5 protein-coding genes, 1 tRNA gene and 1 pseudogene are annotated in these 6,762 nt (G+C 53.5%); 5 read left to right on the top strand and 2 right to left on the bottom strand.

Features of this window, described 5'->3' with window-relative positions; all coding sequences use genetic code 11:
* The coding region (locus H8Q75_RS00440) for a YadA-like family protein (RefSeq protein WP_297039492.1) at window positions 1-1,044 on the top strand (1,044 nt) is incomplete at its 5' end.
* A 92-nt stretch (window positions 1,045-1,136) separates the two neighbouring features.
* Here H8Q75_RS00440 and H8Q75_RS00435 read toward each other — a convergent pair.
* Window positions 1,137-3,119 carry an adenylate/guanylate cyclase domain-containing protein gene (locus tag H8Q75_RS00435; protein WP_024125270.1) on the bottom strand — a complete coding sequence of 661 codons (1,983 nt, stop codon included), beginning with the start codon at window positions 3,117-3,119 and terminating at the stop codon, window positions 1,137-1,139.
* 35 nt (window positions 3,120-3,154) lie between these two features.
* On the opposite strand from H8Q75_RS00435, the gene H8Q75_RS00430 reads away from it, so the two are divergent.
* The 4 genes from H8Q75_RS00430 to H8Q75_RS00415 all read left to right on the top strand — a co-directional run bounded on the left by H8Q75_RS00430 (window position 3,155) and on the right by H8Q75_RS00415 (window position 6,208).
* Window positions 3,155-3,655 (top strand): hypothetical protein, encoded by a 501-nt coding sequence (locus tag H8Q75_RS00430; protein ID WP_297039487.1) that lies wholly within the window; start codon window positions 3,155-3,157, stop codon window positions 3,653-3,655.
* Between the two features lie 71 nt (window positions 3,656-3,726).
* A tRNA-Tyr gene (locus tag H8Q75_RS00425) sits at window positions 3,727-3,808 on the top strand.
* 328 nt (window positions 3,809-4,136) lie between these two features.
* Complete coding sequence (typA, locus tag H8Q75_RS00420; RefSeq protein WP_024125272.1) at window positions 4,137-5,927, top strand: translational GTPase TypA; 1,791 nt, start codon at window positions 4,137-4,139, stop codon at window positions 5,925-5,927.
* Window positions 5,927-6,208: a DUF3593 domain-containing protein gene (locus H8Q75_RS00415; RefSeq protein WP_297039483.1), complete on the top strand. Its 282-nt coding sequence runs from the start codon at window positions 5,927-5,929 to the stop codon at window positions 6,206-6,208. The genes typA and H8Q75_RS00415 overlap by 1 nt, the downstream gene beginning before the upstream one ends.
* Before the next feature lie 15 nt (window positions 6,209-6,223).
* Here the strand turns inward: H8Q75_RS00415 and H8Q75_RS00410 are convergent.
* Window positions 6,224-6,762 (bottom strand): annotated as a pseudogene (locus tag H8Q75_RS00410) (AarF/ABC1/UbiB kinase family protein); the annotation flags it as partial.

Here is a 6,762-nt window from a genome sequence, read left to right as displayed (position 1 = left end):
CGTAGCAACACGGCACAACTCCGCGGCACCGCTGTTGGCTTCCAGAACCAAGCCCTAGGGGACGACAGCACAGCAATGGGGTCTGGTAACCAAGCCCAAGGGAACGACAGCACAGCAATGGGGTCTGGTAACCAGGCGACTGGCACGGCAAGTATTGCAATAGGCAATCAAAGTGTTGCAAATTCCAATAACAGTATCGCTATAGGCTCCACAGCTTCCGCCGGCGCTGTGGATGGAATTGCCATTGGTCGAAATGCCCAAGTCACTGCTCCCAACAGTGTGGCCATTGGTGCCGGTTCAGTGGCCAACCAACCCAATACAGTTTCTGTTGGTGCTCTTGGCCAAGAGCGAAAAGTAGTTAATGTTGCTCCTGGTATCATTGCACCAACAAGTACTGATGCAATTAATGGCAGCCAGCTTTCTGCGCTCATTAATCAACTATTTGCCACCGGTATTTGCTCGATTACGGGTGCAACGGTAACCTGTGGAAACATTGCCTTGGGAAATGGGGCAAATCCTGCTGGCGTGGGCGCGATCGCTATCGGTAATAATGCCGCAACCAATGCTAATAACGCGATCGCCCTCGGCCCATCATCCCAGGCTCTTCATCCTAATAGTGTGGCCATTGGTGCCGGCTCCGTTACCACCGCAGCAAATACCGTTTCGGTGGGTGCCCCTGGTGCTGAACGTCGGATTACCAATGTCGCTACCCCCATTTTACCCACCGATGCCGTCAACAAAGCCTATGTTGATGGTATGGGAGCAGTGGCCCTAGGAGCCGCCAATGCCTATACCGATGCGCAAGTTAATCAATTACGGGGCGAAGCTTTTGCGGGTATTGCTTCTGCGGCTGCCCTATTGCCCATTGTGCCGGCGCGCTCTGGTGAAACAACATTTAACATTGGTTTTGGGTCCTATAGCGGCTATAGTGCTGTAGGGGTGGCCATGGCCCATCAAGCAGGTCCAATTGTCATTGATGCTGGCGCCAGTTTCTCGAGTGCCGGATCGCCACTAGTTCGCCTTGGTCTGGGTTTTCGGTTTTAGGCCCATGCGCGATCGCGCCCACCGTTGCCAGCAGATGGGGGGTCAGCCCTCTTATATTTCTGATAGTTGAGCAGCTCCCTCCCTTGCGGGCACTAAATTTCCAGTTCGATTGCCGTGGGTTGGTTAGGACCAAGGGCCAGCCCATTGCGTACACCCAGAATGCGAAAGACTTTGATTTTGCGCTCTTTTCCCTTGAGTTCCAAAGGTCCCCATGCTTCGACTTCGTAGCGATCGCCGAGGTACTGCAAGGTTTCTTCGGCCACTAAAATCCGACAGGGACTAGGTTGGCGGTGCTTATCCACACTTTCAAGGCGGGAGGCTGTATTCACACTGTCGCCAATAACACCGTACTCTAGGCGATTTTTACTACCGAGACTGCCAACAACAATCGGACCGGTATAAATCCCCGCCCGCATCATCACCTGCGGTAGCCCTTGGGCAGCCCATTCGCGGTTTAGCTCCTCGAGTAGTTGTCCCAAGGCCAAGGCACAATCCACGGCATTGCGGGCATCAATGGCAATTCCTTCACGGCTTGTCCGTTTAATGGGCACGCCAAACACCGCCATAATGCCATCACCGGTGAACTTATTAATCACACCGTGGTAGCTTTGCACCACATCTGCGACTTTTTCCAGATAGGCATTCAGCCAGTTAAAAAGCTCCTCCGGCTCCATTGTTTCAGAAATGGTACTGAAACCCTTTAAGTCGGTAAAAAGGAGCGTGGCAATCAGACGTTGGCCGGGTAACTTGCCGTCCTTAAGGAGTTGATCTCGCTGTTCCCATAGGGTGGCAGCAATTTCGGGGGAGATACTTTGGCCAAGGAGGCGCATCACCATTTGCCGTTGTTGTTGAGCTTGTTGGGCGGTGTAGGTAACAACTCCCCCACTGCTAAGCAGGAGTGTTAATGCCGGCGGCACAAGGGGAACCCAGCCCAACTTAAGAAATAGGCCATAACAGGTGAGCAAAAGCAGCAGTAGAGCTGCTGCCACTGCCGTCGCTAAGGCTAGAGGATGGCGCACTCGCCAAGCAAGGATCCCGCCAATCAATGCCCAAAGCACAATCCAAACATTCTCGATACTGTCGGGCCAAAACCAAATGACGGCGCGATCGCCCAAACCCGCATCAATGAATTGCCCCACCATTTGAGCATGGATAAATACCCCCGCCATGCGCTGATTGTCCCGCAGGCCGGAACTAAAGGGCGTATAGAAAAAATCTTTGCCACTCTCGGCAATGTTGCCAATGAGAACCACGCGATCGCGAATCAATTCTGGTGCCACTCGTTCTGTCAGCACATCTTCAAGGGGCACCCATGTCACCGCCCGCTGATCACCGCGATAGTTTAGCATCACCTGATAGCCCGCCGTGTCCGCTCCTACATAACCGCCATCATTGGGTTGCAGGGGTGTGAAAATGCTCTTCCCCAACTGCATGACATGGGGATCCGCATCACTGCCGCGAGGCTCAATCCCCTCATCCGCTAGATACCGCAGCGCCAGCCGCAATGAGAAAGAGTAGAGCGTATTCCCCTGGTCGTCGGGCAAAAACAACAAACTGCGACGGACAATGCCACCGGCATCAACCGTCACATCATTAAATCCCACCTGATCGGTACTGAGGGCAGCCGGCGGGCGAATGGTCGCGTGGGTGGCATTCCCCAGTTTTGTGACAGCAAAGAGGCGATCGGAACTTAGCCAAAGGCGGTTTAGCGCCTCATGCCCCGGCGGCACGGGAAAATCGCGGTAAATATCCAAGCCAATGGCACGGGGTTGATGTTTGAGGAGTTTTTGTAGGGCTTGAGCATAGAGCTGATCCGGCAACGATAGGGAGCGGTAACGTTGAATATCGGCTTCGGTGACTGCTACCACCAATAGTCGCGGATCGGGGCCCGGCATAGGGCGCAATTGCATCAGGCGATCGTAGGCACCCAATTCCAGCGGTTGTAGCCAACCCATTTGACGAATCCCAATCACAACCGTGCTGGCCAGGGTACTGGCCACGACAATCAGACCCAGATCAGCAAAGGTGCGGCGAAAGTGGGACAATGGGGGCAGCATCGCTTTGCAGGCAAGCAAAAGATTTCCTTCATCCTATCGCTATGAAAAACTACTTGGTAGCGACACTGGGCGATCGCCTCAAGGCCGAGGCCGTTTACACCCAGCTTGAAAAGGACGGTTTCCCCATGGAAAAAGTAGCCCTCTTGGGGCGAGGCTACAAACAGTGGTCAGAGTTGGGACTGACTGATCCATTTCAAGTCGCCCGCCAGCAAATGCAACGGATGTTGACCTGGCTGGTTCCCTTTGGCTTCTTTGCTGGTTTTACCTTTAACCAAGCAACTCAAATTGACATTCTGCCCATGCTGGATCGCCTAAACAATAGTCTTTTGGGGGGCATCTTTGGGGCGATCGCTGGCGCTTTGGGCAGTCTCACCGTAGGCGGCGGCCTCCAAGTGGTAATTACGGGTAAGTCCGGCATCCCCTTTGAAAAGCGATTGCAGCGCGGCAAATACCTGATCTTGATTCAAGGGAATGACAGCGAGATTCGCCGTGCCGAACGCCTCCTCAAAGTACAGCCCCTAGAAACCCTGCAAAGCTACACCCTCGACGAGTAGGGAATTGTTTTCTCAAAAGGGCAATACCAAGCCTTCCCCCTTATGTGATATATTAAAGAATCGCGATGAAAGGGTCGGTGCCCGAGTGGTTAATGGGGGCGGACTGTAAATCCGTTGGCTACGCCTACGCTGGTTCGAATCCAGCCCGGCCCATCTAGGCAAAACCAAGTAGGTCAATTCAGGGACAAGAAAGTCCTTGCCTTCCCGCCAAAGCGGGATTCAGACAAAGGAGCTAAGGAAAATTCAACTGCCTCAGTTTTCTGCCAACTGAGCTCACCAAGGGTGCAATTGCCAAAGCAGTCGTCTCCGAAAGCGGCCTGGTGACAGACTTGGCGCAGCCAAGATCAACACCGCTGGCGATCGCAAGCAGCCTCTGGCTCAGTTTCCTTCCCAAACTGCGCTACGATTGTAACAGTTTGTCACACTCCTCAATTTTGTCAATTTTGTCAATTTTGTATTACGAAACTTTCAAGAAGAACCTATGAGTCTGCCGATTCGTAATGTTGCCATTATCGCCCACGTTGACCACGGCAAAACCACCCTCGTGGATGCCCTACTGCGCCAGTCGGGTACCTTTCGCGAAGGGGAAGATATTCCCGAGTGCGTCATGGACTCCAATGATCTGGAGCGCGAACGCGGCATTACGATTCTGGCCAAAAATACTGCGGTTCGCTACAAAGAATTGACGATTAACATTGTCGATACCCCCGGCCACGCCGATTTTGGTGGTGAAGTGGAGCGTGTCCTCGGCATGGTGGAAGGTTGTCTGCTGATTGTGGATGCGAACGAAGGGCCGATGCCCCAAACGCGGTTTGTTCTAAAAAAAGCCCTTGAGAAAGGTCTGCGACCCATTGTGGTTGTGAATAAAATTGACCGGCCCCAGGCGGAACCCTACAAAGCCATCGATAAGGTGTTGGACCTATTCATTGAGCTGGGGGCAGATGACGATCAGTGTGAGTTTCCTTATCTTTTTGCTTCGGGCTTGGCGGGCTACGCAAAAACAGATCTAGACGAAGAGGGCAAGGATATGCAGCCCCTCTTTGAAGCCATTGTCCGCCATATTCCACCGCCAGTGGGCAACCCCGATGCGCCGCTGCAACTTCAGGTGACAACCTTGGATTATTCCGAGTACCTAGGGCGGATTGTTATTGGCAAGATTCACAATGGCACCATCCAAGTGGGGCAGCAGGCCGCCTTAGTCAAGGATAATGGCCAAATTGTCAAGGCAAAGATTACCAAACTCTTGGGCTTTGAGGGACTCAAGCGAATTGAATTAGACACAGCCAGTGCCGGCAATATTGTGGCGATCGCGGGCTTTAGTGATGCCAACATTGGCGAAACCGTTACCGACCCCAACAACCCCCAAGCCCTACCCCTGATCAAGGTGGATGAACCGACCTTGCAAATGACCTTTGCTGTCAACGACTCCCCCTTTGCCGGTCAGGAGGGAACCTTTGTGACCTCGCGGCAATTGCGCGATCGCCTCTTTCGGGAACTGGAAACCAATGTGGCTCTACGGGTCGAAGAAACCGACTCCCCCGATCGCTTTGCCGTTTCTGGTCGGGGTGAATTGCACCTTGGCATTCTCATTGAAACCATGCGCCGCGAAGGCTATGAATTCCAAGTTTCCCAGCCACAGGTGATCTACCGCGAAGTCAATGGTCAGCCTTGCGAACCCTATGAATGCTTAGTGCTCGACGTTCCCGATGAAGCCGTTGGCGGCTGTATTGAGCGCCTTGGCCAGCGACGCGGTGAAATGCAGGATATGCAGGTGGGAGGTAATGGTCGGACTCAACTGGAGTTTGTGATCCCAGCGCGGGGTCTCATTGGTTTCCGGGGCGAGTTTATGCGCCTAACGCGCGGCGAAGGGATTATGAACCACAGCTTTTTGGACTATCGTCCTTTGGCAGGGGAGATCAGCACCCGACGCAATGGCGTCTTAATTGCCTTTGAGGAGGGCACAGCCACCTTCTATGCCCTAAAAAATGCCGAAGATCGCGGTGTCTTTTTCATTACCCCTGGCACCAAAGTCTATAGGGGTATGATTGTCGGTGAGCACAACCGTCCCCAAGACCTTGAAATTAATGTCTGCAAAACCAAACAACTCACCAACTTCCGCTCCTCAACGGGGGATGAACTGGTGCAACTGCAAGCACCCGTGGAAATGAGCCTAGAGCGGGCCCTAGAGTACATTGGCCCCGATGAACTGGTGGAGGTAACGCCCCAATCGATTCGACTGCGGAAAATGAGCAAGAAGCTGGTACGCCGCTAATGCTCACGAATGCCTTTTTTGCCCTCTCACTGTTTCCCTATTTGGGGTTTTTGTACTTCATGACCCGCAACCCCCACACACCCCGTTTAGCCCTTATTGGCTTTTATGGGACACTGGTCTTTGTCGCCGTCACCATTCCAGCGGGCCTCTATGCCCAAAGCGTCTATGGCACAACCCTAGCCAATGTAGATGGGCTGCACGGGGGGGCAGAATTTTTTCTGACATTAGCTAATATCCTGATTGCCTTGGGTTTTCGCCGCGCCCTCAAGGAATCATCGTAGTTCACTGTCGTGCACCTATTGCCAGCGGCATAACCAGAGAAAGCGAAGCCAACTGCGCACCAGCGCCAAGCCTGCCAGTGCGGCTACTGTAAAGAGGGCGATCGCTCCCCCCGGGGCCTTGGCGGACCACAACATTGCCCCCGCCAAGAGGGTAAAACCAGCCAACCCCAGATAAACCAAACAGATCAACAAACTCTCTATCCGCCGCAGTTGCCGCTCCATCGTCGGATGACGCACAGAGATTTGGAGTTCGCCGCGAGCCAGGCGATCCTCTAACTGTTGCAGCCGCACTTCAACCCGACTGGGCTGCTGTAGTCGCTGGTTGATTAGGGTTTGGGTTTGATGAATCAATTCTCGCCAGCCCGGCCGTGAATGACGCATCAATTCCTTAACAAAGGGCTGGGCAGCAGCACTTAGGTTGTACTCAGGGTCTAAACTGCGGGCAATTCCATCGAGGGTTGTGAGGGACTTGAGAATGTAGGTCATCTTTGCCGGTAGGCGAAAGGGTTGCTGCTCAAACAGGGCATAGACTTCCTGTTGCAGTTCTCTAAAGG

This window comes from Thermosynechococcus sp. OHK43 (assembly GCF_014466085.1).
In the GTDB taxonomy this organism is placed as follows: Bacteria; Cyanobacteriota; Cyanobacteriia; order Thermosynechococcales; family Thermosynechococcaceae; genus Thermosynechococcus.
The sequence above is the reverse complement of the archived record's forward strand: the minus strand, read 5'-3'. Positions and strand labels throughout refer to the sequence as shown.